The 25,932-nt window shown below is 42.8% G+C and carries 25 protein-coding genes; 16 read left to right on the forward strand and 9 right to left on the reverse strand.

Annotation, left to right across the window (positions count from 1 at the left end; all coding sequences use genetic code 11):
- Positions 1 to 180: 180 nt before the first annotated feature.
- The 3 genes from AB4589_RS09830 to AB4589_RS09840 form a co-directional block, all read right to left on the reverse strand.
- Complete coding sequence (locus AB4589_RS09830) at positions 181 to 1,905, reverse strand: ATP-binding protein (protein ID WP_372100298.1); 1,725 nt, start codon at positions 1,903 to 1,905, stop codon at positions 181 to 183.
- Positions 1,905 to 3,089, reverse strand: coding sequence for an FIST signal transduction protein (locus tag AB4589_RS09835; RefSeq protein ID WP_372100300.1), 1,185 nt, complete (start codon positions 3,087 to 3,089; stop codon positions 1,905 to 1,907). The genes AB4589_RS09830 and AB4589_RS09835 overlap by 1 nt, the downstream gene beginning before the upstream one ends.
- 115 nt (positions 3,090 to 3,204) lie before the next feature.
- Entirely contained in the window at positions 3,205 to 3,570 is a 366-nt protein-coding gene (locus tag AB4589_RS09840) for a hypothetical protein (RefSeq protein ID WP_009846706.1), read from the reverse strand.
- Positions 3,571 to 3,822: 252 nt separating this feature from the next.
- On the opposite strand from AB4589_RS09840, the gene ccoN reads away from it, so the two are divergent.
- The 10 genes from ccoN (at position 3,823) to uspE (ending at position 12,807) form a co-directional block, all read left to right on the forward strand.
- Positions 3,823 to 5,256: a cytochrome-c oxidase, cbb3-type subunit I gene (gene ccoN, locus AB4589_RS09845; RefSeq protein WP_008221953.1), complete on the forward strand. Its 1,434-nt coding sequence runs from the start codon at positions 3,823 to 3,825 to the stop codon at positions 5,254 to 5,256.
- Positions 5,257 to 5,267: 11 nt separating this feature from the next.
- The gene (gene ccoO / locus AB4589_RS09850) at positions 5,268 to 5,888 is read left to right on the forward strand and encodes a cytochrome-c oxidase, cbb3-type subunit II (RefSeq protein ID WP_122047301.1); all 621 of its coding nucleotides are present in this window, start codon (positions 5,268 to 5,270) and stop codon (positions 5,886 to 5,888) included.
- A gap of 9 nt (positions 5,889 to 5,897) precedes the next feature.
- Positions 5,898 to 6,074: a CcoQ/FixQ family Cbb3-type cytochrome c oxidase assembly chaperone gene (locus tag AB4589_RS09855; RefSeq protein WP_009846708.1), complete on the forward strand. Its 177-nt coding sequence runs from the start codon at positions 5,898 to 5,900 to the stop codon at positions 6,072 to 6,074.
- The gene (gene ccoP, locus AB4589_RS09860; protein WP_009846709.1) at positions 6,074 to 7,048 is read left to right on the forward strand and encodes a cytochrome-c oxidase, cbb3-type subunit III; all 975 of its coding nucleotides are present in this window, start codon (positions 6,074 to 6,076) and stop codon (positions 7,046 to 7,048) included. Before AB4589_RS09855 ends, ccoP begins: the two co-directional genes overlap by 1 nt.
- A gap of 85 nt (positions 7,049 to 7,133) precedes the next feature.
- Positions 7,134 to 7,613 (forward strand): FixH family protein, encoded by a 480-nt coding sequence (locus AB4589_RS09865; protein WP_009846710.1) that lies wholly within the window; start codon positions 7,134 to 7,136, stop codon positions 7,611 to 7,613.
- A 5-nt stretch (positions 7,614 to 7,618) separates the two neighbouring features.
- Entirely contained in the window at positions 7,619 to 9,991 is a 2,373-nt protein-coding gene (locus AB4589_RS09870) for a heavy metal translocating P-type ATPase (RefSeq protein WP_372100302.1), read from the forward strand.
- On the forward strand, positions 9,991 to 10,227 hold the full coding sequence (gene ccoS, locus AB4589_RS09875; protein ID WP_139683896.1) for a cbb3-type cytochrome oxidase assembly protein CcoS: 237 nt from the start codon (positions 9,991 to 9,993) through the stop codon (positions 10,225 to 10,227). Before AB4589_RS09870 ends, ccoS begins: the two co-directional genes overlap by 1 nt.
- The gene (locus tag AB4589_RS09880) at positions 10,217 to 10,903 is read left to right on the forward strand and encodes a sulfite exporter TauE/SafE family protein (RefSeq protein ID WP_371709802.1); all 687 of its coding nucleotides are present in this window, start codon (positions 10,217 to 10,219) and stop codon (positions 10,901 to 10,903) included. Before ccoS ends, AB4589_RS09880 begins: the two co-directional genes overlap by 11 nt.
- Before the next feature lie 74 nt (positions 10,904 to 10,977).
- A complete protein-coding gene (locus tag AB4589_RS09885; RefSeq protein ID WP_009846714.1) occupies positions 10,978 to 11,724 on the forward strand; it encodes an FNR family transcription factor in 747 nt (248 codons plus the stop codon).
- Between the two features lie 132 nt (positions 11,725 to 11,856).
- Positions 11,857 to 12,807 (forward strand): universal stress protein UspE, encoded by a 951-nt coding sequence (uspE, locus tag AB4589_RS09890; RefSeq protein ID WP_017097864.1) that lies wholly within the window; start codon positions 11,857 to 11,859, stop codon positions 12,805 to 12,807.
- 271 nt (positions 12,808 to 13,078) lie between these two features.
- Here uspE and ttcA read toward each other — a convergent pair whose 3' ends face one another.
- The 4 genes from ttcA to AB4589_RS09910 form a co-directional block, all read right to left on the reverse strand.
- Positions 13,079 to 13,972 carry a tRNA 2-thiocytidine(32) synthetase TtcA gene (ttcA, locus tag AB4589_RS09895; protein ID WP_029222956.1) on the reverse strand — a complete coding sequence of 298 codons (894 nt, stop codon included), beginning with the start codon at positions 13,970 to 13,972 and terminating at the stop codon, positions 13,079 to 13,081.
- A gap of 289 nt (positions 13,973 to 14,261) precedes the next feature.
- Complete coding sequence (locus AB4589_RS09900) at positions 14,262 to 14,912, reverse strand: DUF2987 domain-containing protein (protein ID WP_372100304.1); 651 nt, start codon at positions 14,910 to 14,912, stop codon at positions 14,262 to 14,264.
- Positions 14,913 to 15,035: 123 nt separating this feature from the next.
- Complete coding sequence (locus AB4589_RS09905) at positions 15,036 to 15,884, reverse strand: glucosaminidase domain-containing protein (RefSeq protein ID WP_372100305.1); 849 nt, start codon at positions 15,882 to 15,884, stop codon at positions 15,036 to 15,038.
- The gene (locus AB4589_RS09910; protein WP_009846719.1) at positions 15,877 to 16,725 is read right to left on the reverse strand and encodes a membrane protein; all 849 of its coding nucleotides are present in this window, start codon (positions 16,723 to 16,725) and stop codon (positions 15,877 to 15,879) included. The genes AB4589_RS09905 and AB4589_RS09910 overlap by 8 nt, the downstream gene beginning before the upstream one ends.
- A gap of 329 nt (positions 16,726 to 17,054) precedes the next feature.
- Between AB4589_RS09910 and potA the strand changes: the two genes are divergently transcribed.
- From potA to AB4589_RS09940, 6 genes are all read left to right on the forward strand, one after another.
- Positions 17,055 to 18,170 carry a spermidine/putrescine ABC transporter ATP-binding protein PotA gene (potA, locus tag AB4589_RS09915; RefSeq protein ID WP_009846720.1) on the forward strand — a complete coding sequence of 372 codons (1,116 nt, stop codon included), beginning with the start codon at positions 17,055 to 17,057 and terminating at the stop codon, positions 18,168 to 18,170.
- Positions 18,154 to 19,011: a spermidine/putrescine ABC transporter permease PotB gene (gene potB / locus AB4589_RS09920; RefSeq protein WP_012603924.1), complete on the forward strand. Its 858-nt coding sequence runs from the start codon at positions 18,154 to 18,156 to the stop codon at positions 19,009 to 19,011. The genes potA and potB overlap by 17 nt, the downstream gene beginning before the upstream one ends.
- On the forward strand, positions 19,011 to 19,781 hold the full coding sequence (gene potC, locus AB4589_RS09925) for a spermidine/putrescine ABC transporter permease PotC (RefSeq protein WP_004733706.1): 771 nt from the start codon (positions 19,011 to 19,013) through the stop codon (positions 19,779 to 19,781). The genes potB and potC overlap by 1 nt, the downstream gene beginning before the upstream one ends.
- A 137-nt stretch (positions 19,782 to 19,918) precedes the next feature.
- Positions 19,919 to 20,953, forward strand: coding sequence for an extracellular solute-binding protein (locus AB4589_RS09930; protein WP_017097859.1), 1,035 nt, complete (start codon positions 19,919 to 19,921; stop codon positions 20,951 to 20,953).
- 227 nt (positions 20,954 to 21,180) lie between these two features.
- Positions 21,181 to 22,218, forward strand: a complete 1,038-nt coding sequence (locus AB4589_RS09935; RefSeq protein ID WP_029222954.1) for an extracellular solute-binding protein — start codon at positions 21,181 to 21,183, stop codon at positions 22,216 to 22,218.
- Between the two features lie 102 nt (positions 22,219 to 22,320).
- Positions 22,321 to 23,187 (forward strand): GGDEF domain-containing protein, encoded by an 867-nt coding sequence (locus AB4589_RS09940; RefSeq protein WP_017097858.1) that lies wholly within the window; start codon positions 22,321 to 22,323, stop codon positions 23,185 to 23,187.
- Positions 23,188 to 23,303: 116 nt separating this feature from the next.
- Here the strand turns inward: AB4589_RS09940 and cobB are convergent, their stop codons facing one another.
- Positions 23,304 to 24,038, reverse strand: coding sequence for a Sir2 family NAD+-dependent deacetylase (gene cobB / locus AB4589_RS09945; RefSeq protein WP_017100630.1), 735 nt, complete (start codon positions 24,036 to 24,038; stop codon positions 23,304 to 23,306).
- Positions 24,039 to 24,294: 256 nt separating this feature from the next.
- Positions 24,295 to 25,515 carry an ammonium transporter gene (locus AB4589_RS09950; protein ID WP_102431931.1) on the reverse strand — a complete coding sequence of 407 codons (1,221 nt, stop codon included), beginning with the start codon at positions 25,513 to 25,515 and terminating at the stop codon, positions 24,295 to 24,297.
- Between the last annotated feature and the right edge of the window lie 417 nt (positions 25,516 to 25,932).

The following is a 25,932-nucleotide window of genomic DNA, read 5'->3' on the forward strand; positions in this document are numbered from 1 at the left end:
GCTAAGTGCGTATTATGTATATTATGTTAAATCGTGTTTGGTGTTTATAAGGCAGGTATCTTTGTGTGATGCCCTGCCTCTTGTTTGACTACCAAACTGACGTTCTATTTAACAGTAAGTCTATTTACCATAAAATACCTAATAAACATATTTCCTAATCTTCGATTAAGAATACGTTTATTAGACTTCAAGCATTAACCTATCAATTGCTTCAATGATCTCTTTGGTTCTTACAGGTTTGGTAATGAAATCATTCATACCGACATCTAAACAAGAAAATTTATCTTCTACTGATGTGTGTGCCGTTAGCGCGACGATTGGTGTTTTGATGTTTGCGTCTCTCATGTATTTGGTTGTGGTTATTCCGTCCATGACTGGCATCGACACATCCATCAAGATAATGTCTATCGGATCATTACCTCTTTCTATAAAGCCAATGGCTTCTTCACCGTTGCTTGCGATGAAAACTTCGTGGCCTTGACGCGAAAGGATCAATTGAATCACCATCTGATTGGTTGGGTTGTCTTCAACAACTAACACTGAATAACGGGTTCTTGGAACTTGCGAGTATTTATCTTCTGCAGCATGATCTTGATTGTTCGTCACTCTCGTTAGAACTGGCAACCGCACTTCAAATTTCGAGCCTTTTCCTGGCTCACTCTCGACCGATATACGCCCGCGCATCAGTTCTACTAGTCGTTTTGTTATTGCTAAACCTAAGCCGGTGCCACCAAATCTACGTGTGATTGTGCTATCGGCTTGCACGAATGGACTGAATAACGACGAAAGTTGCTGTGAGCTGATGCCAATTCCGGTGTCTTCTACGCTAATACGGAATGAACTGTGCTGGTATGTAATAGAAACATGTACATGCCCGTGTTCAGTGAACTTTATTGCGTTACCAATGAGATTAAAAAGGATCTGTGCTAAGCGACTTGGGTCGATGTAATGTAGTTCACCTTCTGGAATGTCGCTAGTTAGGGTTAACGACAACCCTTTATCGTCTGCTATCTTCTTTTGTTCAGACAAAACAAAAGTTACAGTGTCTCTTGCGTTACTCCATTGAGGTGCCAACGAGAAACATCCAGATTCAATCTTCGAAAAGTCCAATACATCACTGATGATCGCCAATAGGAGTTCAGATGATGTACTCATATTTAACAATATAGACTGTTGTTCATCATTCAGCGGTGTGGACTTTAGCGTGTCGATTAAGCCTATGGTAGCGTTTAGCGGCGTTCTTAACTCATGACTCATCATTGCTAAGAATTCAGATTTGGCTTTGTTGGCTCTTTCTGCGTCTTTTCTTGCTGCTACGAGTTCTGCTGTACGTTCTCGGACTGTCGCTTCAAGTTTTTCTTTGTTTTCAATATCGAAAACAGCACGCTCAATCAGTGGTCGAAATCGGTTTAGAGTGGCTTTGGTTTCAATACTAAAGTGTTTGGTATTGGAATGGATAAAGATGATAACGGATTGTGTTAGCCCGCTATCAATACCAGTAATCAGTACGGAGTTAATTTGGTCTAGGATAATGGGATGCAAAGTGCTGAATTCACCCAGAGATTTGGGTTCAAAAAGAATGGCACATTCTCCATTAATGACTCGCGATAGCTTGCCACAATCTGTCCAATTCATTTGTTCGAACACTTTGTTATTGGTTAACAGGGTTTTGAAACTACCTTCATTCCCTACTCTTGAGACCACAATAAAATCATCAAACTTTATGTATTTTTTGAGTGCAAATTCGAGACTAGAAAATATTTCAGATATGTTACTCGCCTTACTGATCGCAGAGATAGTCGATAGGATCACCCTATTCTCTTCAGCTAATTTACGTTCACGGACCTTTAGTTTTTGGAGTTCAATACGAGCTTCTTGCAGCGCTTCCTGGTCTTCAGTATCCATTACTTTTTCAGCCTATAAAACGTTGCAGACGATACCATCAAATTTCCGTGCGCATTCTCACCACCAGAGAGTCTGCCTTGCTCACCAAACGTAAATGGACATATGTATGGAAGCCCACCAAGTGCGTGATTGATTTGGTCACAAACCTCATCCATATCTTGTTTTAGGTGCAGCATTGGTCCTGCACAGAATATGTTGATCGCCCCTAATTTTTCTTCAAGATCCATATCATTATAGTAAGACGAATGAATGATGTTAGCGGCACGGCTGATAAGTTGTTGCTTAGAGCCTTGCATCAAATAGATGGTGTCACCTTCATTGATATCAGTGAACAACTCGATACCGTTACACTCAGTTTCTCTGATCGAATGCGACAACTTGAAATATGGGTAGTCGTAAGAAGAACCGACCTTTCGACCTAATGGATAAACTGTCGACTTTTCAAAAATATACCCATCATCACTGCCACCTAAATGAAAATTAGTCCATTCATTATAAACGGTGGTCGCAGGCCTATGGTCGATCTCTAACAATATTCGATTTCTTACTTTTGTGACGGTGCCTGAATACTGGGTGGGTGTATGACCGGCGCTAAAAGATGAATAGATGGATTGTGACGCAAAAAACACCGTTAAAGAGATGCCATTAATAGCAAGAGCTTCTTCGGTAAAGATACTCCAATTTCCAGACACTTGATTGTCTGCTGCGCTTCCACCAATAATCGGCACCTCTGTGCCAAATTTGTTATCGATGGCCGCCATCACCTTCTCTTCATTTCCTGGGGTGGAATGGAGCAAGATAAGATCGGGTATTTCACCTTCTCGGTTGGCGTTCTTTAATGCTTTATCGATGGCGCTGAATGTACTACGGTCTATGGAATCGCCAAAGTGACTGATGCCGGTACCGTAGGCATTGATCCCGGAATCATAGATGATGAGTATCCCAATCACAGGGCCTGAATGGAACCCTGTTTCGGTCATAATACCGTGACAAGTGGTGCAGCCATGTATTGGTGTATTCGGGAGCGCATCTACCAAATATCTCTGCACAGCAAGTGTGGAGTACTCTTCGGTGCAGTAGCAGATAAGACAGGCAATATCGTCAGGGTTTGCCACCCCACTGAGCAGCTCATCTACTGCGATTTTATCGTCTAGGGAATAAGAGACTTTTGATAGAAATTTCATAGATCTCGGAAGATTTTATTAATGCTCTCTTTATAACACTTTTATACAATCTATTTCACTGACTTAGTACATATTTCTATCAAAAGAATTGAGGTGAGACTAACTTGTTACTGTGTTATTCCTTAGAAAGGTTTACAGAAAGTGTGGCTATCTGTTGTGGAAATGTAACCGTTATTGAGGAGTTCTGAGCGTTCGTTCGTAACAGCCAAATTGATGCCCCTTTTTCTTCTAGAGTTCCGCTCTCATTATAGTTAATGATAAATTTACCAGTTTTAGATGTTTCGATCGAATACCCTAGGTTATCACCCGAAATTAAAACATTATGTTTATCAATAGTAATTTGGCAAGGTTTAGAAATTATACAGTTTACTGTTTCGTCATTGTCGTATGTCACTGTTCTCCAAGTAAATGCAGCTATTAAAATAACCAACATGACGATAATTTGAACAAGCCTGCCTTTCGTTAGCTTTTGTGCCGCCATTATAATCTTTACTCCTTGTTACAAAGTTCAAAGTTTTTAAATAAAAATCCAATTCCAGACCAAGCGTAAGGTTACTACTCTGTCATTGATTTGTTAATTCAAGTATAGTGTCGCGTTGAAAATGCCACTTTTTTTTAAAATCAGCAAGTGGAAATAAAGCTCTGAATAGGCTGAATTTCCTTTTCTAATTTGGGTGGCATTACGACGTGAGTCGTGTTGGAAGTAAAGTGTAGTAAATAAGAAATTGGAAGCATGCAAATGAGCCAAGAAAAGCAGCTTGAACAAAACTACAACTATACGGTCGTCCGTCAATTTACCCTTGTTACAATTTTGTGGGGTATTGTCGGTATGGGCGTTGGTGTTTTGATTGCCGCTCAATTAGTTTGGCCACAGCTAAACTTTGATACGCCGTGGCTGACGTACAGTCGTTTACGTCCCCTGCATACTAATGCGGTTATTTTCGCGTTCGGTACAAGTGCGCTGTTTGCAACATCATATTATGTTGTGCAACGTACCTGTCAGACGCGTCTCTTTGGTGGCCCTCTCGTAGCCTTTACCTTTTGGGGTTGGCAAGCGATTATCCTGTCCGCTGCAATTACTTTACCGTTAGGTTTAACCTCTGGTAAAGAATACGCAGAACTTGAATGGCCAATCGATATTGCTATTACTCTTGTGTGGGTAGCTTATGCGGTCGTGTTCTTCGGAACCATGATTAAACGTAAGACATCGCACATTTATGTAGCTAACTGGTTCTTCGGAGCCTTCATCATCACGGTTGCCGTGTTGCACATCGTTAACAGCCTGGCTGTTCCTGTATCTGCGTTTAAATCGTACTCGATTTATTCCGGAGCGATCGATGCAATGGTGCAATGGTGGTACGGACACAATGCGGTAGGCTTCCTATTGACAGCTGGTTTCCTAGGTATGATGTATTACTTCGTTCCTAAACAAGCTGGTCGCCCTGTTTACTCTTACCGTTTGTCGATTGTTCACTTCTGGGCTCTTGTGTCTCTGTATATTTGGGCTGGTCCTCACCACCTACACTACACAGCACTTCCAGACTGGACTCAGTCTCTAGGTATGGTTATGTCTTTGGTTCTGTTTGCTCCATCTTGGGGTGGCATGATCAACGGTATTATGACTCTATCTGGTGCGTGGCATAAGCTACGCTACGACCCTATCCTACGTTTCCTAATCGTTTCACTATCATTCTACGGCATGTCGACTTTCGAAGGCCCTATGATGGCAATCAAAACGGTTAACGCACTATCTCACTACACGGACTGGACTATCGGTCACGTTCACTCTGGTGCGCTAGGTTGGGTTGCGATGGTTTCTATCGGTTCGGTTTACCACTTAGTTCCTAAACTATTTGGTCAAGAGCGTATGTACTCTGTATCTCTAATCAATGTTCACTTCTGGTTAGCAACGATTGGTACCGTTTTCTACATTGTTGCAATGTGGATATCTGGTGTGATGCAAGGTCTGATGTGGCGTGCAGTTAACTCTGACGGTACATTAACTTACAGCTTCGTTGAATCTGTAGAAGCATCTTACCCGTTCTACTTTGTACGTTTCTTAGGGGGCTTCATCTTCCTATCTGGTATGTTCTTACTGGCATACAACACGTACAAAACTGTTTCTGCACCTAAAGATAGCCTTAAAGCTATCCCTCAACCGGCTTAAGGAGATTTAGAATGAGCTCAAATTCAAATAATCGCCATGAGTTGGTAGAGAAGAACGTTGGCCTACTGGCGATCTTGATCGTTATTGCTATCAGTTTTGGTGCTTTAGTAGAAATTACCCCTCTTATTTTCCAAAAGCAGACGACTGAACCTGTAGAAAACCTACGCGTTTACTCTGCTTTGGAAATGGAAGGTCGTGATATTTATATCCGCGAAGGTTGTAACGTATGTCACAGCCAAATGATTCGTCCTTTCCGATCTGAAACTGAACGTTACGGTCACTACTCTGTAGCGGGCGAAAGCGTTTGGGAACACCCATTCTTATGGGGTTCTAAGCGTACTGGTCCAGATCTAGCGCGTGTTGGTGAACGTTACTCTGATGAGTGGCACCGTGTTCACCTTATCGACCCTCGTGAACTTGTTCCTGAATCAAACATGCCAGGTTTCCCATGGCTTGCTGAGAATGTACTTGATGGCAAATTGACTCAACAGAAGCTTGAACTCTTCCGTAATCAATTTGGTGTTCCTTACACAGACGAACAAATTGCTAACGCTAAACAAGATGTTGAAGGAAAAACAGAGATGGATGCAATCATCGCTTACCTTCAATCGCTTGGCCACGCAATGAAATAAGGAATAATTATGGACATTATTACATTTCAAAGTGTTTGGACTGTTACTGTTTTTGCTTGCTTCATCGGCATCGTTTGGTGGGCATACGGCAAGAATCGTAAATCACGTTTCGACGAAGATGCGAACCTAGTGTTTGCAGACGACGAGCCGGCAACAAGTTCTAAAAATCAAGGAGTGACAAAGTAATGAGTACATTCTGGAGTATCTGGGTTAGTGCGATTACGATTGGTACCCTAATTGGTTGTGCTGTCTTGCTTCGTTGGTGTTTTAAAGATCGAACTGGCGTAGAAGAAGGTCATGATATGGGCCATGAATACGATGGTATTCGTGAGCTTAATAACCCACTACCAAAATGGTGGACATACCTTTTCATCAGTACGATTGTGTTTGCAGCGGTTTACCTTGCTCTTTACCCTGGCCTTGGCAATTTTAAAGGTCTACTAGGTTGGACAAGTTCAAACCAAGAGGTTCGTAGTATTGAAGAGTCTCGCTCTTCAATTGCTGCGGCTCAAGCGAACAAGCAGTTAGACGAGTATGCGAAAGAGCTTGATGACGCCAACACCTATTTTGGTGAAGCATTCAAAAAGCTAGCTCACGACGAAAATGGTTTACGTTCTGTCCCTGACATTGCATCAGATGCTGACGCAATTAAAGTGGGCCAACGTTTATTCTTGCAAAACTGTTCTCAGTGTCACGGCTCTGATGCTCGTGGTCAAAAAGGTTTTCCTAACCTAACTGATGACGCATGGCTATATGGTGGTGAACCACAAGCTATCGTGACAACAATCATGCATGGTCGTGTTGGCCAAATGCCTGGCTGGAAAGATGCACTTGGTGAGCAAGGCGTTAAAGAAGTGGTTAGCTACACGCTTAGCCTTTCTGGACGTAGTGTGAATGCTCGTGAAGCTGAAGCTGGTAAAGCACGCTTTGTTGTATGTGCTGCATGTCACGGTACAGATGGTAAGGGTAACCCTGCTGTAGGTGCACCTGACCTGACCGACCGCGACTGGTTGTTTGGCGACTCTCGCGCTGCTGTGACGGAAACAGTAATGTACGGACGCTCTGGCGTGATGCCTGCTTGGAAAGACATTCTAGGCGAGGATAAAGTACAACTGATTTCATCATACGTGTGGAGCTTAAGCAACTCGGATAATAAGTAACATTTCAATAACAGCCTCTTTCTAAGAGGCTGTCTTTCCTTTATTTTATAACCCCTTCTTTTTATTCTTTTTTGAGATCTTTTTTATGGTAAAGCCTTGGTATAAACAGTTTTGGCCGTGGTTCTTAATCGCGTTGCCAGCGACAGTAGTTATTTGGACCATCATGACGGTTATTGTGTTCACACAGAACTCTGTAGACCTAGTGACTGAGGATTACTATAAAAAAGGAAAAGGCATTAATGTCGACATTTCAAAAGTAAATATTGCAAAGGAACTCGGCCTTTCAGCTTCAGTTAACGAGAAAGGTAACTCCGTTATCATTACTCTTGAGAAAGGTAAACTCGATCACTTCCCTGCGATTAACGCAATGTTTGTTCACAGAACACTGCCTGACCGCGATTTTACTCAACTACTGACAGCGGATGCGAAAGGCAACTACACCATGACTTTGGATCACGAAATGCAAGGACCATGGTTTATTGAGCTTTCTCCGCATGATTCTGAATGGTTAGTGCAAGGTCGCATGAACTTCCCTATTGACACTCCTACTCAACTAACGAATTAAAGCTTATGTGTGAATCCTGTTATCACTGCGGTGAAGATGTACCAGCGGAAACGGATTTTAAAGTAGAAATCTTAGGGTCGGTTCGACCGATGTGTTGTCCGGGTTGCGAAACCGTAGCCCAGACAATCATAGATAGTGGTTTGGTTTCTTATTACCAATACCGTACTGCTCCTGCTGAAAAAGCAGATTTGGTGCCATCGCAGCTTCTGGCACTGAGTCATTACGACAATGAAGATGTTCAATTGGAGTTCGTCCGTAACTCCGAAAACATCTCCGAGGTGACATTGTCACTAGATGGTGTCTCTTGTGCGGCTTGTGCTTGGCTTATTGAGAAGCAAGTTTCTTCAAAGCTTGGCGTTGTGAGTATTCGTGTTAATACCACGACTAACCGTGCCCTGCTTAGCTGGGACAACACTCAGGCCAAACTGAGCGAGTTGCTATCCGCGATTCATAGGTTGGGCTACAAAGCCGCACCATTCGAGGCTGACCAACAAGAAGCCGCTTATCATCGTTCGATGAAAAACTACCTTTATCGTCTTGGTGTCGCGGGTTTAGCGACTATGCAAGTTATGATGCTAGCGGTGGCGCTTTATCTCGAAGTTTTTGGCAGCCTTGAGCCGGAATTCAAAAGCTACTTTCGTTGGGTGAGTTTGATCTTCGCAACGCCTGTACTGCTCTACTCTGCATTACCGTTCTATATTAACGCTTGGCGTAGTATTAAAGGCCGAACCTTGGGCATGGATGTTCCTGTGTCGATCGCTCTATTGTTTGCCTATGTTGCGAGTTTAGTGGCAACGGTGACAGAGCAAGGCGAAGTGTTCTTTGAATCTATCTCGATGTTCACCTTCTTCTTGTTGCTTGGTCGTTTCCTTGAGATGCGCGCGCGTCGTAAAGCAGCAGCCGCGAGTGGTAACCTGCTTAAGTTGGTTCCTGCGATGGCGACAACTTTAGACGGTGAGCAAGTTCCGGTAAAAACCTTGAAGGTTGGCGATCAGATTCGGGTTCTACCCGGTGAGCATATCCCTGCGGATGGTAAAGTACTGTCTGGTAGAGTTCATATTGATGAATCGATGCTGACTGGCGAATCGATTCATGTGGTTAAGAATGAAGGCGATACCGTCTTTGCTGGTACATTGAATGGTGATGAATCGTTTGAATTGGAAGTGATGACGTCTAAAGCGGATTCCGTGATTTCCAATATCGTTCGCCTTCAGGATGAAGCGCAACTGTCTAAGCCTCGCATCGCAGAGATTGCCGATGTGGTTGCTCGATACTTTGTTGCTGTGATTCTGGTTATCTCGTTCGGCACTTGGTTTTACTGGCACCAAACACGTCCAGAAGATGCTTTCTGGATTATGCTCTCGGTACTTGTTGCGACATGTCCTTGTGCTCTATCGCTTGCAACACCGACAGCCATCACCTGCTCAACTTCTCGTATGGGTAATTTCGGTATCTTGCTGCGCAAAGGCCATGTGTTTGAAACTTTGTGCAAAGTGAATCACTTGATCATAGATAAAACAGGCACGTTGACCGAGGGTGATATTCGTATCAGCCAAGTTGAAACCCCCGCAGAACTTGACAAAGACACCTGTTTGAAAGTAGCGGCGAGCCTAGAGCAACATGCTAACCACCCTATTGCGAAAGCGTTCAAGACTCATCTTTCTGATGATATCGAAGTAGAGTCTGTCAATAACGTAATAGGCTCTGGTATCACTGGTGAGTGGAATGGACAAGAAGTCGCTATCGGCAGCAGTGAATTCATTCTTGGTGATGCACAAACATCGGAAAGCAATGGTATTTACTTGTCGATGTCTGGTCGACATATCGCAACATTCACTTATGAAGATCCAATTCGTAAAGAAAGTATCGAGTTTATTCAAAAGTTTAAAGAAGCGGGAATCAAAACGACCCTGCTCACCGGCGATTCCTTGATTAACGCGAAACCTGTTGCAGAAGAGATCGGCATTACTGACATTGTTGCTAACGCGAAGCCGGAAGATAAACTGGCTTATTTAAACTCTAGAGACGCTAGTGACATCACCATGATGGTTGGTGACGGTATTAACGATGCGCCTATTCTTGCAGGAGCACACCTTTCGGTTGCTATGGGCGGCGGTACCGACGTGGCGAAAGCCTCAGCGGATATGGTTTTATTGGGTGACAAACTCGATAGATTACTTAAATCACGAACATTAGCGCTTAAAACGCGTAAGATAATCCGTGAAAACTTAGCGTGGTCGTTGGGGTATAACTTACTTATTCTTCCATTGGCCGTAGCGGGTTTGGTTGCTCCATACATTGCCGTTGTTGGCATGTCTGCTAGCTCTATTATTGTTGTGTCTAACTCGTTAAGGCTTTTAAAAGAGCAAGGTAAATAATGGAAAGTTTATACATACTTATTCCAATTGCGATCGTACTAGTGTGCATCGCTGTCGGTATCTTTCTATGGGCAGTTAAGAGTGAGCAGTTTGAAGACCTTGAGCGTCAAGGCCACAACATTCTGTTTGATGAAGACACTAATGCTCATCATCATTCTGATAGTAAACCTGTTAAGAACGAGAAAGCTAACGTAGAAAGCCAAACTAACTTAGACAAAAAGAACGATGACGCCTGATTGGATCGGAGCCTTTGTTGTTGGGTTGATCGGCGCAGGTCACTGCATGGGAATGTGTGGTGGCATTGCGTCGCTTCTTTCAATTGGAAACAGTAAACCTTCCCCTGTCATTCCCCTGCTTTATAACCTAGGACGCTTGCTAAGCTATGCCGTGATTGGCGGTGTGATTGGCGGTGCAATTTCTTCTATAGGTCAGCTAAGCGATTTTAACGCTTTGCTAGGTTGGCTGCGATTATTTGCTGCTGGTTTTATGATCGTCTTAGGTTTGTATATTGGCAAATGGTGGTTCGGTTTGTTGTTTTTTGAAAAAGTCGGACAAAAACTATGGCGCTATATCTCTCCTGTCGGTAAATCATTTCTACCATTGAAGCATCCTAGTCACGCTCTACCATTTGGTTTCATTTGGGGGTGGTTACCATGTGGCCTTGTTTATTCTATGCTGACATGGGCGGCCGTATCAGGAAGTTGGTATAACGGAGCGGGTATCATGCTTGCTTTCGGTTTAGGAACCCTCCCTGCGATGCTCACGGTTGGAATGGGTGCAAATTTCCTCAAAAAACTGCAACAAGCTGACTTATTTCGTCAGTTTGGTGCAATTTTAATCCTTATTTACGGCTTCTATACCGGTTATATGGCGCTACAGCTTATTATTTATACCGTATGGTGGCGTCTTTAATCCGGTTTTTTTACTACCCTTTAGGATTAAGGAATGCTAAAATATTGACGTATATCAAATAGTGAAAGATTGTTATGATTTCTGAAAAGCCTGTGACGAAACGTGTTCAGTCTGGTGGCTGTGCGATCCATTGCCAGGATTGTAGTATTAGCCAGCTCTGTATTCCGTTTACTTTGAATGAATCTGAACTCGATCAACTTGATCAGATCATTGAGAGAAAAAAGCCTATTCAAAAAGGCCAAGAGTTATTTAAAGCCGGTGACGAGCTTAAATCTCTATACGCTATTCGCTCTGGAACGATCAAGAGCTACACGATTACCGAGCAAGGTGATGAGCAGATTACTGCATTCCACCTAGCGGGCGATCTTGTTGGCTTCGATGCGATTACTGGTGACATGCACCCTAGTTTCGCACAAGCGTTAGAAACTTCTATGGTCTGTGAAATTCCATACGAAATTCTAGACGACCTATCAGGCAAAATGCCTAAATTGCGTCAGCAAATTATGCGTCTGATGAGTAATGAGATTAAAGGTGACCAAGAAATGATTCTGCTTCTTTCTAAGAAGAACGCGGAAGAGCGTCTTGCTGCATTCCTTTACAACCTTTCTACTCGTTTCTCTCAACGTGGCTTCAGCCCACGTGAGTTCCGCCTAACGATGACTCGTGGCGATATTGGTAACTACCTTGGTTTGACTGTTGAAACAATTAGCCGTCTTTTAGGTCGCTTCCAAAAAGCAGACATCTTGAGCGTTAAAGGCAAATATATCACTATCGAAGATCACGATGCGTTGATGGAACTTGCTGGCGTTTCAAAAGAATAGTCTAGATATCAATGATGTAGTTCAATAATGAGCTACATCATGTTTCTCTCTTAAAACCTCTTATATTTCTCTTATTCTCTCCATAACTACGCTACATTATTTATATGTTCGGTCTGAAAAGTAGGCTTAGTTATGAGTATCTATAACAAAATTTTAGTTGTCGCAGACATTAATCACGATGAGCAACCTGCTCTAGTTCGTGCTATCCAACTTGCCAAGAAAAGCACATCAACAAGCCACATCACTTTCTTTTTATCGATCTACGATTTCTCGTATGACATGACATCTATGCTCTCTGTCGATGAAAGAGACGCAATGCGTAAAGGCGTAATTCATCAACGTGAAATTTGGATGAATAAAGTGGCGGCTCCTTACCTTGATGATTCTATTGAATTTAACGTGCAAGTGGTTTGGCATAACCGCCCGTATGAAGCGATCATTGCAGAGGTTTACAGTGGCGAGCATGACATTCTAATCAAAGGTACGCGTAAGCACGATACCTTAGAATCTGTCATCTTTACTCCTACCGACTGGCACTTATTGAGAAAATGCCCTAGCCCAGTGCTATTGGTTAAAAATGATTTCTGGCCAGAACACGCGAAGATTTACGCTTCAGTTCATGTAGGCTCTGAAACCGAAGCTCACTTAGAGCTCAATGATACGATGGTCGACAGGTTACTTGAAATCACAGGTCGTTTAGATGCTGAGCCGCTATTGGTAAACGCCTACCCAGTGACACCTGCTAATATCACAATCGAGCTGCCAGAGTTTGACCCAACCTCTTATACTGACGCGGTTCGTGGTCATCACTTAACAGCGATGAAAGCGTTGCGCCAGAAACACGGTATGAGTGAAGAGCAAACTGTTGTTGAGCAAGGCTTGCCAGAAGATGTTATTCCTCGTGTCGCGTCTGAAAACAACGCTGCTATGGTGATTCTTGGTACAACCGGCCGTACTGGATTGTCTGCCGTGTTTATTGGTAATACTGCGGAACATGTAATCGACAAGATTAACTGTGACGTACTTGCTCTTAAACCGTCGGGTTACGTAAGTCCACTTGATCCTAATTTGTCTATAGGTTAATACCCTATAGCTGATTTAAAATCCTAAAAAACGCCTCAAGCACTGCTTGAGGCGTTTTTAATTATCTAGAGCTTCCGCCATTCCAAATATAGAATCGCGAATATCTCGTTATACCAATCACAGTAAGTAAGTGATAATAAATAGCGCAGGAAAAATGCTTGAGAACAAGGCAGAAATTTTCGATAAGTAGTTATTCTACAATCAAAATTTCTAACGATGTTATCGAGTGTTTTAACCAGCTAGGATGAACAGTTATTTACTACGATTGGTATTATACGTTAGTCACGTCGATGAACATTGACTCATCAATATTTGAAGAGGAAATTTCAGCTTCTTCGAATTCGTAGGCCTTGCGATCTTCACTACGGTCTAGTGGAAGGTTTACGAAATCAAACAATTCTCGGTCAGCCAGTTGGCTTGGACTTACGTTCTGAATTGACTTGAAAATCTTCTCAACACGACCTGGCGTTTGCTTATCCCAATCAATCAACATCGCTTTAATGTTCTGACGCTGTAGGTTCTCTTGAGATCCACATAGGTTACAAGGAATGATTGGGAAATCTAGGTGCTCTGCGTATTGGATTAAGTCCGTTTCACGACAATAAGTCAGTGGACGAATAACAACGTTACGGCCATCATCAGAACGCAATTTTGGCGGCATTGCTTTCAAGCGTGCACCGTGGAACATGTTCAGGAACATCGTCTCAACAATATCGTCTAGGTGGTGGCCAAGAGCAATCTTAGTAGCCCCAATTTTCTCTGCAAACGAGTACAAAGTACCACGACGAAGACGAGAACATAGACCACAGGTTGTTTTACCCTCTGGCACTTTCTCTTTAACTACGGAGTACGTATCTTTATCTACGATGTAGTAAGGAATGTTCAGAGTTTCGAAGTACTCAGGAAGAATATGTTCAGGAAAGCCAGGTTGTTTTTGGTCTAGGTTTACGGCAACAACATCGAATTTGATAGGTGCAGCTTCACGTAAACGTAGCAAAATATCTAGCATCGCAAATGAATCTTTACCGCCACTAATGCATGCCATTACTACGTCATTCTCTTCGATCATGTTGTAGTCAACGATGGCATTTCCAACATTTCGTCTCAGACGTTTCTGAAGCTTGTTGAATTCAAGTGTTTCTTTTTTATTTTCGTTTTGGTTCATTGCGACTCTCACACCGTCGTATTACCGACTGTAGATTGCTAGTGGGACTGTTTTAGGGCGTGGATTATACGGATTTTTATTTGATGTTGAAATAGTAACGGCAGGATTAACAAGCTGAGTATTGGAAAGATTCCGCTTCTTTTGAGCTTTAAGCTCTCTAAACGGTTAGATAAACGCGTCTTAACAAATTCGAGGTTTGCATAGTAGACAAAGAAAAGCAGCCTTCTCTAAAAGACCAGGCTGCTTAAGAACTACTTCCTCAAAGCGTAGGGAGTGCTTCTAGCTAGACTTATTGCGCGGGAATGTACGGTAATACGCGAACCGTTGGCTCTGGTAAAGTGATGCTGTCACTTCCATTCAGCTCTTCTAAGGTGAATTTAGCACGGCCTTCTTTAATTGGGATCTGTTTACCGTTAGATAGAGCAATGTTACCTTTAAGTTTGTCATTGAACTCCAACGTTAACCCTTGGATATCAGGTGTGAACCAGCTAGAGAACATGCCGCTGACGTCTTCTAGCATTGCCTGCATCTGTGGTAACAGGCTTTCTAGTTGTGCAACTTCAACATTGCCAGCTAAAGGCTCTTGAGTCATTACAACGAGCGAATATGCACACTCTTGTTCTTGGGTTTGTACAAAGATAAGAGGGTTTGCTGAGCGCAGGTTTTGATCTACAGGTAGAAGCAGCTCATTCGCAGGAGACACTTTTAGCTCTTCGTAGTGCTCTTCTTTCTCCATCCAAGCTTTGCTGATGTGACAGGTTTTCTGTGCTTGTTGGTCAACAAAGAACACCGCAACTTTGACATCATCGTGCCCTTCTTTGGTGTTGTTTTTCAGCTGAGTATAGAGTTTAGAATACGTGAACATGTATTCTTGCGCCGAAGCTGGAAGAGAAACCCCAAAACTTAAAGTGGCTAATAAAGCGAGTGCTGTCTTTTTCATTATTATAATCTTGTTGAAGTTGAGCGTTTATAAATAGAAAGAGCAGCTAATGAGCTGCTCTTTCGCGATATTGCTTGGTGTCAAATTGACTAAAGAAGTCAATCAAACGGATATCCAAATGAGTTACTTTTCCCAGTATACCTTGTTGTGACGGATCATAGCTTGTAAATCAGTCACATAGTCTGAACCTCGCTCAGAATATTTTAACAAACCATTGGTCAATTCGGTCGCCGTTTCTTTGGTTAACAGATCATTACCATTTGCTGCCAGTTGCGCACGAATGGCTCTTAAATCTGCATAGGCACGGTTACGATTAAGGTTCATGAAGTAACGGTGTACGGATTCTTGGCTTGAAGAAAATGTTGCTACTTCATGCGATCTGCCTTCGTTACGTTGTAGCGGAATAAGGCCACAACCTTTGCTGTAACACCAATGTCCGAAATAGTTGTTTGCTTTGGTGGCGAAACGTGATGTCCCCCAAGCTGATTCATTGGCAGCCTGTGTCAGTACCAGCGCCTCTGGCAGTACGTTGACTCGGTTAAGCATTTCCGCCAACCATGTCTGCTCTATACCTGTGCTAGGTACTGGTAAGCTGTACAATTTCCCTAACCTTTTCGCATAAGAAATGTCTTCAGAATCAATACTACTTAAACCTGACTCAGAGATCTTGGTTAAAAACGCACGCTCTTTGGTGATACGTTTGTTTTCAATCTTGATGCTTGGGCGTAGGAACGAGAAAAACGCGTCTTTTTTCTCGTTTACATCCTTAATACCCGCAAAGTTTGGTGCGCTTAAAGCAACAGTCAAGTCATCAAATTGGTCTGCTGAAGTAGAGCTCTGTTCTGTCGTACGTCGGCGTTCTTCTTCTTGGTAAAGGTATGGGCCAATCAGTGAGATAGAACCCACGATTGCTAGTGTTGTTACCTTGAGCGCAAGAGATTTACTCGCGCTGCCTTTGTCGTTATTACGCATCGAAGACCTGCGGGTTTTTGTTCTTGTTACCATGGCTACTGTTGTTGCCGTTATTGTTACCGCCATCGCTATCGTCATCGCTCATTGGGCGGTCTGATGCAATTATCTTCAGCTTGATGCCAAACATTTCACGGTAAACGATACCTTTCACGTGGAAGAAGAATGGAAGAACGAAGATCAAGCCAATGCCGTACATCATCGCAGCAACGATGAACATCAGCATAACCATTAGGTATATAGACGCGACTACGAAGATCTTCTTATTTACTGCTCTTAGAGAAAGTAATAGCGATTGCATCGGTGGAACTTTTTTATCACAAATCAGCAGAATTGAGTTGCTGAACGCAAGTGAGAAGTAGATAGACAGAAATGGCAGAATCATACCAGCGATGCCTTGAAGCATTAGGCTGAACAAAGTCACTAGAATAACGGGGATCGTAAACTGTAAACCTTTGCCTATGTGGCGCACTTTAGTTTGAAGACCTGCAGCATGGCTCATTGCCATTAAACAGATGCCGGCATAGATAGGTGCACTGACGACTTCATAGCTAAAATTCGCAATGAAAATCGATTCAACGATCTGGGGTGTAAAGGCCTCAGGGTCGATTACCGCATCTAAGATAACTGCAGGGTCACCAAGTTGCAGTTTTAGTGCGATATAAAAGATAGCCAATTGTACGAACATTAGCGCAACAATCGCAGGGGAAAACGAAAGAAAGTGACTTATCGTATGTTTCCAAGCCTCTTGGAATACAGCCGTTGCTTTGAGCTCATAATCGCCGGAAAGTGCACGGTCGATACTACCGCCCAAATTAAAATCTTTTTCGATGTCGTTGTTCATATTGATACCTAGGTGCGCCAACTAAACGAAGGCACCTAACTTATTGATAAAAAATTACATTCATTATACCCATATGTCGGATGCAAACTAAAATATGAATCTGTAACAAGGCTTGCTTTTACGTCTTAATGGTTAATAATTAGACACTTGTTAGGGTGTGAACCCAACAAATAACAGTATGGTAAAGGATGTTTACTTTTACCTGCGAATTTTTTTGTCTTCGAAAGATAAAAAATGCTTTGAATTCACGTTTTTGGTGATTATGATGCGCGCCTTAGAGGTGTATAGCAACAGGTCTCAAATAGAACCAAGGTGGAGAAAAACAGACGTTGAACGCTAAAAAATCAGTAGGGAAGCCAGTAGTACAGCTAACTGGCATCAGTAAAAGTTTCGATGGTAAGGAAGTCATCGGCAATCTGGATTTAAACGTAAATCATGGTGAGTTTCTCACGATTTTAGGCCCATCAGGTTGTGGTAAAACAACCGTGCTAAGAATGATTGCGGGTTTTGAAACGGCGGATAGTGGTGAAATACTATTAGCTGGACAGAACGTAACCCAAGTTCCTGCTGAACAAAGGCATGTAAACACTGTTTTCCAAAGCTATGCCCTATTCCCGCATATGACCGTTTTCGATAATGTGGCATTTGGCTTACGCATGCAGAAAGTTCCAAGCAGCGAGATTGAACCTCGTGTAATGGATGCTTTGAAAATGGTGCGCTTAGAGCAAATGGCACAACGAAAGCCACACCAGCTATCTGGCGGCCAACAGCAACGTATCGCAATCGCTCGTGCTGTCGTTAATAAGCCTAAAGTTCTCTTGTTGGATGAATCTCTATCTGCTCTGGATTACAAACTACGTAAACAGATGCAAATCGAGCTGAAACAACTGCAACGCCAACTTGGTATCACGTTCATTTTTGTAACGCATGACCAAGAAGAAGCACTCTCTATGTCCGACCGCATTATTGTTATGCGTGATGGCGTGATTGAACAAGACGGAACACCAAGAGAGATCTACGAAGAGCCTAAGAACCTATTCGTAGCGCGTTTCATTGGTGAAATTAACGTATTCGAAGCGACAGCTAAATCTCGTCAAGATGAAAAGCGCATTGTTGCGACAATCGAAGGTGAAGAGTCCATTATCTATCACGATAAAGACGTAACACCGGGTCAAAAACTGCAAGTATTGCTTCGCCCTGAAGATCTTCGTATCGAAGAAATCAAAGAATCTGAGCAACGCGGTATTGTTGGTCACATTGTCGAGCGAACCTATAAAGGCATGACATTAGATTCAGTCGTAGAACTTGAGTCGGGTATGCGTGTCATGGTTAGTGAATTCTTCAACGAAGATGACCCTGATGTTGATCACTCACTGGGCCAAAAAGTTGCAGTAACTTGGGTTGAGAGCTGGGAAGTGGTATTAGAAGATGAGCAAGAAGTTTAATTTACAAAACGCAATTGTTGCTTTAATCACAGGTTGGTTAGTGCTGTTCGTGATGATTCCAAACATCATGATCATCGGTACTAGTTTCTTAACTCGTGATGAAGCTAACTTGATTGAGATGACTTTTACTCTCGATAACTATGTGCGTTTGGCTGATCCGCTGTATTTTAAAGTGCTGATGCACTCTTTCTATATGGCAATCGTTGCTACCCTGCTTTGTTTAATTATTGGTTACCCGTTCGCCTACATCGTGGCAAAAATGCCTGCGAAATGGCGTCCAATCATGTTGTTTTTAGTGATTGTGCCATTTTGGACTAACTCACTGATTCGTACTTACGGATTAAAAGTGGTTCTGGGTACTCAAGGGGTTCTGAACAAAGGTTTGTTAGCGTTAGATATTATCGATAAGCCACTTCGTATTATGTATTCAGAAACGGCAGTAATGATCGGTTTAGTGTATATCCTACTCCCGTTCATGATTTTGCCGTTGTACTCAGCAATCGAAAAGCTAGACGACACTTATTTAGAAGCGGCTAAAGATTTAGGTGCGAACAAACTGCAAACGCTATTGAAAGTCGTGTTACCACTGACTATGCCAGGTATTGTCGGCGGTTGTTTATTGGTGTTATTACCTGCATTAGGTATGTTCTACATCTCTGACCTATTAGGCGGAGCAAAGAACCTGCTGATTGGTAACGTGATTAAGAGCCAAGTACTTAATGCTCGGGACTGGCCGTTTGGCGCTGCGACGAGTATTGCACTGACCGTGGCAATGGCTGTGATGCTTTATGCCTACTACCGTGCAGGCAAGTTATTGAATAAGAAAGTGGAGCTAGACTAATGGGTCGCACAGTTAAGTTCAGCTTTATGGCGCTGGTATACGCTTTTCTATACCTACCTATTATCGTATTGATTGCAAACTCATTTAATGCCAATAAATTCGGCATGAAATGGGGTGGTTTTACCACCAAGTGGTATGACGCACTGATTAACAACGACAGCCTAATGCAGGCTGCGTGGCATTCGATCAACGTAGCGGTGTTCTCAGCGACTGCCGCAACGATTGTCGGAAGCCTGACAGCCGTTGCCCTATTCCGTTACCAATTTAAAGGTAAAGGCATCGTCAATGGCATGTTGTTCATCGTGATGATGTCACCAGATATCGTAATGGCGATTTCGCTTCTTGCGCTATTCTTGGTTATGGGTGTGCAACTTGGGTTCTTTACCCTACTTGCAGCGCACATTACTTTCTGTTTACCGTTCGTTGTGGTCACGGTCTACAGTCGCTTGAATGGCTTTGATGTGAAGATGCTAGAAGCAGCAAAAGACTTAGGTGCAAGTGAGTGGACGATTCTAAAACAGATCATCCTGCCTCTTGCTAAGCCAGCGGTTGCTGCGGGGTGGTTATTGAGCTTCACTCTGTCTTTGGACGATGTGATCATCAGCTCTTTCGTAACAGGTCCAACTTACGAAATCTTGCCACTGAAGATTTACTCGATGGTTAAAGTCGGTATATCTCCAGAGGTCAACGCCCTAGCAACAGTGATGTTAGTGGTGTCGTTAATACTGGTGATTATTTCTCAGTTGTTAGCGAGAGAGAAAATCAAGTAAGTCTCCTACTCTTTACTGAGACGGACTTGATAAGATTCAAGTTTAACAAAAGTGTTATTCATAAACAGAATGGTAAATTGCCATTCTGTTTTTCTATCTACTGCCTTTAGGCAACGTTTAGTTTGGAGCTAACGTCAATGAAAAAATGGGCTACTCTATTAGCTGGTAGTGCATGTGCGCTTTCAATGTTATCTGCATCATCATTTGCAAAAGATAACAAAGAATTGGTATTCATGAACTGGGGACCTTACATCAATAGTGAGATTCTAGAACAGTTCACTGATGAAACTGGAATCAAGGTTATCTACTCAACTTACGAGTCGAATGAAACCTTGTACGCAAAGCTAAAAACACATAACAAAGGCTACGACCTAGTTGTGCCGTCGACTTACTTCGTTTCTAAGATGCGTGACGAAGGTATGCTACAAAAAATCGACAAAACTAAGCTGTACAACTTCAAGAACCTAGATACTAACTACTTAGATAAGCCGTACGACCCAAGCAACGACTACTCTATTCCACACGTAGTTGCGATTACAGGTCTTGCTGTTAACACTGAAATATACGATCCGGAAGACTTCCAAAGCTGGGCTGATCTATGGAAGCCAGAGCTTGAAGGCCAACTGATGATGATGGACGACACGCGTGAAGTGTTCCACATCGCACTGCGTAAGTTAGGTTACTCTGGTAACACAACCAACGAGAAAGAGATCGACGAAGCTTACGCTGAACTACAAAAGCTAATGCCGAACGTTCTAGTCTTTAACTCAGATAACCCTGGTGCGCCATACATGTCTGGTGAAGTGGGTCTTGGTATGCTTTGGAATGGTTCTGCTGCTGCTGCGCAAAACGAAGGTCTACCAATCAAACTTGTTTTCCCTAAAGAAGGCGGTATCGGTTGGGTTGATAACTTTGCGATTAGCTCTGGTGCGGTAAACGTAGATGCAGCTCATAAGATGATCGACTTCCTACTTCGCCCAGAAATTGCAGAGCAAATCTCTCGTGACACAGGCTACCTAACGGCAGTTAAAGCGTCTAACGAGAAGTTCAAAGACAGCCCTGCGCTGTTCCCGTCACAAGAAGACCTTGACCGTGTGGAATGGCAAGCTGCGGTTGGCGATAAGACAGTGAAGTACGAAGATTACTTCATGAAGCTTAAAGCCGGTCAGTAAGCGAGTTTGTTATCTAATTACTCCGGTCAACAGAGGCTAATAAGTAACTGGTTTACTTAACAAGCCTAGTTAGGTAATCAACACGTTAAAAATAAGAATATCAATCAATAGGCAGCTTAGGCTGCCTATTTTGTTATATCACTGCTATAATTTAGCGCGATTTTTAGAAATCCATTTACTTTGGGTTCAATACCCAGCTCCAAATCAAACAAATGAACGGAACAGTAATGAAAAAAACACTGTATACCGGCGCATTGTGTGCTGCTACTTTACTTTCTACACCCTCTTTCGCAGCTGACCAAGAACTGTATTTTTACAACTGGTCTGAATATATTCCAAATGAAGTACTAGAAGACTTCACCGAAGAGACTGGCATTAAAGTCTATTACTCAACTTATGAGTCTAACGAAAGCATGTACGCTAAGTTAAAAACTCAAGGTACGGGTTACGACTTGGTCGTTCCTTCTACTTACTTCGTTTCTAAGATGCGTAAAGAAGGCATGCTTCAAGAGCTTGATAAAACTAAGCTAAGCCACTTTGCAGATTTGGATCCAAATTACTTAGATAAGCCATTTGACCCAAATAACAACTACTCGATCCCATACATCTGGGGCGCAACGGGTATTGGTATCAACTCAGATATGCTAGACAAGTCTTCAGTTAAAAACTGGGGCGATCTGTGGGATACACAGTGGGAAGGTCAACTGATGATGATGGATGACTCTCGTGAAGTTTTCCATATCGCACTGTCTAAACTGGGTTACTCTCCAAACACGACTAATCCTGAAGAAATCAAAGAAGCGTACGAAGAACTTCGTAAGCTAATGCCAAACGTATTGGTATTTAACTCAGATTTCCCAGCAAACCCTTACCTAGCGGGTGAAGTGTCTCTTGGTATGCTTTGGAATGGCTCTGCTTACATGGCACGTCAAGAAGGCGCAACGATTGACATTATCTGGCCAGAGAAAGGCGCTATCTTCTGGATGGATAGCCTAGCGATTCCAGCTGGTGCTAAGAACACTGAAGCGGCACATAAGATGATCGACTTCCTACTTCGCCCAGAGAACGCTGCGAAAATTGCTCTTGAGATCGGTTACCCAACACCCGTTAAAACTGCTTACCCTCTTCTTCCGAAAGAATTTTCTGAAGATAAGAACGTTTTCCCGCCACAATCAGTGATGGATAATGGTGTTTGGCAAGACGAAGTTGGCGAAGCGAGCGTTATTTATGACGAGTATTTTCAAAAACTTAAAGTAGACAACTAATTTGTTAGCAAAAATTTAATTGTTGCTAGTAAGTTAAATAAAGCGGCGTAAGCCGCTTTATTTTTATTCAGAATTTATATAGGATTGAGCAAACAATACGAAGTGCGATTACATATGCAAGCAAACCCTATCCTGTTAGTTGTGACTTTTATGCTGTTAGCATCACTGTTGATGCTTGGCTTGAGTTCATTTATTCATATTGATTCAAACTATGATTTGTTTTTCGAAACAAATACCCTCGTGATCACTATGTACATCTATTATGTTGCGCGTCATTCAATTCGTCCCCACAAAGTTCTTCGCTACGGCGCTCTATTACTCATTTTTAACCTATTTTATGACGTATCAACCGAGCTTAAACATCTTGATGAGTGGGCTGACCAAAATGAACTAATAGATACCTTCTTGGAAGACGGGTTGCTACAAATCGCATTTCTATTGATCGCTTACGGCATTACAGAATTAACTGGAAAAATCAAAGACCAAGGTAAACGCGACGAGCTTACTGGTCTGTATAATCGCAAGAAGTTTGACGCGATCAAACTTGCAGAGTTTGAGCTCATTTACTTCGACTTAGATGGACTAAAAGAGGCAAACGACCTTAAAGGCCACAAAGTTGGAGATTTAATGATTGTTCGTTTCTCTCAGGCTCTGAGGCAAACGGCTTTGGAAGATGAAATGGTGTTTAGAGTGGGTGGTGATGAGTTTGTTGCAACGGCTCAACTCGGTCGTGGTGGTGAGTTTGTGAGCCAAGTCAATAACTTACTGCATGGTGAGAACATCAGTTTTTCTTACGGTATCGAAGTGACCAGCCGAGATAATTTTAAACAGGCATTGGTTGAATCCGATAAGGCGATGTACGAAATGAAAAAAGCTCAACGACCTGTTCAAAACTCTTGGTGCACGTCTTGTCCTAATCTAGAGACAAATTGCCTGAATATAGAAACAACAAGGCAAACCGATGACTAGAGCCTCATCTGAATAAATGTCAGTTTGCCACTGATAAATGATAAATGATAACTGTTGCTGATAACGAGCTCTCAAGTTCCAACCTTAAGCGGGTCAATCAATTTATTGGCACAAGGTCAGGCCGTTAGAGACCCCTTCTCTGACAGCAATAGCTCACCGACTAGCTTAGGTACCTCGATACTCGCCTTACCGTAACGTTTCTCTTCAAATTCACTCTCTACCGCACTGGGTTCGAGGTTTATCTCGATCGTATGTGCTCCATGCATTTTAGCATCATGTACAAAACCTGCGGCTGGATAAACCACACCTGACGTGCCGATCGAGATGAACAAATCAGCTTCTTCTAACGCTGAATAAATGTCGCCCATCCTCAATGGCATTTCGCCAAACCACACAATATGAGGGCGCATTTGAGCTGGTATCTGGCAACAATGGCACAATTCACCAGTATGAATGTCGTCTTTGTGCTCTAGAACTTGGTTTGACTCGCTACAACGTGCCTTAAGAAGCTCACCGTGCATGTGGATAATGTTGTTGCTACCGCCTCTCTCGTGCAGGTTGTCGATGTTCTGAGTGATGATAGTTACTTTGCCATCGAGCTTATCTTCAAGCTCTCCTAGCGCCTTGTGGGCTGAATTTGGAAAGATATTTTCACTCTGTAATCCATGACGACGCTTGTTGTAAAACGCTTGTACAAGGTCAGGATCTTTTGCAAAACCTTCAGGTGTCGCAACATCCTCGATTTTATGGTTTTCCCATAATCCGTCTTGTGCTCGGAATGTTTGAATCCCCGACTCCGCGGAGATGCCAGCGCCAGTAAGAATTACGATATTTCGATATGGGAAATGCATACAACGTCCTTTTCAATATGTCACTTTGTAACAGCTTAGCACTGTTCAAATTCCAACAATAGTTTTAGGGATTAGACCATAGTCTTAGGCAACTGAATTCATTGGCTATTTGTGACATAACTCGCTTGATAGTTGTTGCCGTTGATACTCAAACTTTCTATTTGCTTCTCACAGAAACAAAAAAGCGACCGAAGCCGCCTTAGTTCTGTTTAACTGATGTCTACTTGATGAGCTTAAACTCACACCGTGAACGACGTTAGTCTTCGTTAATAGACGAGATCTTATGGATTGAAAGATCCGCACCGTTGAATTCGTCTTCTTCACTTAATCGTAGGCCTGTTAGTTTGCTTAGCACGCCATAAACAATCAATGCGCCAATTAAAGCCACAGCAATACCAGCGAGTGTACCGACAACTTGAGAAGCAAAGCTTACGCCCCCTAGCCCCCAGAATGTTTGCGAGCCGAAGATACCAGCTGCAATGCCACCCCAAGCGCCACATACGCCATGTAGAGGCCACACACCTAATACATCATCAATCTGTGTTTTGTTTTGCATGTAAGTGAACAGGTAAACGAACAATGCCCCTGCCACGCCGCCAGTCACTAACGCGCCTAATGGGTGCATTAAGTCTGAACCTGCGCAAATCGCTACTAAGCCAGCCAAAGGGCCGTTATGGATAAAACCTGGGTCATTCTTACCTGCAACAAGCGCCGCAAGAATACCGCCAACCATTGCCATCAGTGAGTTCATCGCCACTAGGCCGCTGATGCCATTTATCGCTTGAGCAGACATCACGTTAAAGCCAAACCAACCTACACATAAGATCCAAGAACCTAACGCTAAGAATGGAATGTTTGATGGTGCAAAGTTAGTGTGTTTACCCGCGCGGATGCGACCTTTACGCATACCAAGGAAGTAAACCGCAACCAATGCAATCCAACCGCCAACACCGTGAACCACAACTGAACCTGCGAAGTCATGGAACCCATAGCCAAACTGACCTTCTAACCAATCTTGGAAGCCAAAATTACCATTCCAAATGATGCCTTCGAAAAATGGGTAGATGAAACCGACCGTAAACAGTGTCGCAATCAAAATTGGATAGAAACGAGCACGCTCTGCGATACCACCAGAAACAATCGCAGGAATTGCAGCAGCGAAGGTCATTAGGAAGAAGAACTTAACCAGTTCGTATCCATTACCTTGTGAGAGCGTTTCAGCGTCGGCAAAAAAGTGAGCGCCATAAGCGACCCAATAACCGATAAAGAAGTAAGCGATGGCGGAGACACCAAAGTCGGAAAGGATCTTAACCAGCGCGTTGACTTGGTTCTTCTTTCGGACGGTACCGACTTCGAGAAACGCAAAGCCAGCATGCATCAGGAAGACCATGATTGCGCCGAGTAATAGGAATAAGGTGTCTGAACTTTGGGTAAGGGTTTGTACTGCACTATGAACTTGAGTCACCGTTTCACTCATTAAAGCATTCTCCTTCGCTTTATCTGATTTGCACTGATATCGTGCGATTCAATGTTGTAATTAATTAAAGACCCAACAGTGAATGCAAGATGTGCTCCAAGTGTGAAGGGTAATTTTCGTGTAACAGATTTTATTTTTAACTTATTGATTATTAGAGTCTAAATATTTAGGTGCACTTTTATGGTTCTTAAAAACCAAAAAAATCACAACGACAATTGCACCAAATAAGGGAGTTGCACCATATTGAAGCGGTCAATAAGTATGTTCTGATGCAGATAGCGGCTGACAACTATTTACGGTTCCGGAGACTTAAAAACAAAAAGCCCAGTGAAATGAATCACTGGGCTTTTAATGTCTTTCGCTGATTAGAGTTAACTCATAGACAAAGGAGCTATTATCGAGTTTGGTAACCCAAAC

It is taken from the genome of Vibrio sp. 10N.222.49.A3 (assembly GCF_041475145.1).
GTDB classification, from domain to species: Bacteria; Pseudomonadota; Gammaproteobacteria; order Enterobacterales; family Vibrionaceae; genus Vibrio; species Vibrio tasmaniensis_A.